This window comes from Streptomyces sp. W16 (genome assembly GCF_033194735.1).
GTDB lineage: Bacteria > Actinomycetota > Actinomycetes > Streptomycetales > Streptomycetaceae > Streptomyces.
The window spans coordinates 1-1,394 of sequence record NZ_JAWOAI010001074.1; the positions used below are offsets into that span (position 1 = coordinate 1).

Consider the following 1,394-nt stretch of genomic DNA (forward strand, 5'->3'; position numbering starts at 1 on the left):
CGCCCCGTGGACCCCGCGCAGGCTCGCCGCCGGCCTCGGCACCACGGCCCTCACCCTCGGCACGGTCCTCTTCGTCCTGCCGTTCGTCTTCACGATCGTCACCTCGCTGCGCACGGCGGCGGACGTGGCACGCTCCCCGCTGGGCATCCCGCACTCCTTCACGCTGAAGAACTTCACGCAGGCCTTCAGCCAGATCCACTACGGCACCAGCACCCTCAACACCCTTCTGATCACCGGGCTTTCGTGCGTCCTCATCACCGTGCTCGGCGCGCTCGCGGGCTATCCGCTGGCCCGGATCACTGCGGGCTGGTCGACGGCGGTGTACCGGCTGTTCATCCTCGGCACGTCCATCCCCGTGTTCGTCGTGGTGGCACCGCTGTACCTGCTGATGCGCGACCTGAACCTGCTGGACACCTACGCGGGCGTCGTCTTCATCTACACCGCGCTCAACCTGCCGCTCGCCGTGTTCTTCTACACCAGCTTCATCCGCCAGATCCCGGCCGACCTGGAGGAGGCGGCGGCCCTCGACGGCTGCGGCGCGCTGCGCACCTTCTTCGTCGTCATCCTGCCGCTGCTACGGCCGGTCACCAGCACCCTGTTGACCTTCATCGCCCTGCAGATCTGGAACGACCTGCTGGTCCCCCTCGTATTCCTCCAGGACCCGGGCAAGCGCACGGTCATGGTGAACGCGTACTCCTTCATCGACCCGCACACCGTGCAGCCGACCACGCTGTTCCCGGCCGCGCTGCTGGGTGTGCTGCCCCTACTGGTCATCTTCATCTTCTTCCAGCGCCAGATGGTCGCCGGAATGTCGGCGGGAGCGGTCAAGTGACGGACAATCAGTTTCTTCAACGGCCCCTGATCACACCCCAGTTGATCAGTACCCGGGTGATGGCCATCCTCAGGTCGGCCGACGCCTCCGGGCTGCCCGCCGCGGCCCGTGCCCTCGCGGCCGGCGGGGTCACCTGCCTGGAGGTCACCCTCACCACCACCGGCGCCCTCGACGCGATCGCCCGTATCAAGGACGAACTCGGCGCCGGGGTCTCGGTCGGCGCCGGTACGGTCCTCACCCTGGCCGACACCCGGGACGCGCTCGCGGCGGGCGCCGAGTTCCTGGTCTCCCCCAACGTCGACCCGGACGTCATCCACGACGCGGCCGACCAGGACATCCCCTTCTACCCGGGAGCATGGACGGCGACCGAGGTGACCACCGCCTGGCGGGCCGGCGCGGCGGCCGTGAAACTCTTCCCGGCCTGCACCGGCGGCCCCACCCATCTGCGCCAACTGCGCGCCCCGCTACCGCACATACCGCTCATGGCGGTCGGCGGCGTCGACCTCGAAGCGGCCGGGCAGTACATGGCGGCGGGCGCACTCGCCGTCGGCGTCGGCTCCCC

General features: G+C 69.4%; 2 protein-coding genes. Both read left to right on the forward strand.

The genetic code is table 11. From position 1 onward, the window contains the following. On the forward strand, positions 1–832 hold an 832-nt coding region (locus R6V09_RS53185; protein WP_317888562.1), incomplete at its 5' end, for a carbohydrate ABC transporter permease. Continuing rightward, on the forward strand, positions 829–1,394 hold a 566-nt coding region (locus tag R6V09_RS53190; RefSeq protein WP_317888563.1), incomplete at its 3' end, for a bifunctional 4-hydroxy-2-oxoglutarate aldolase/2-dehydro-3-deoxy-phosphogluconate aldolase. The genes R6V09_RS53185 and R6V09_RS53190, both read left to right, overlap by 4 nt.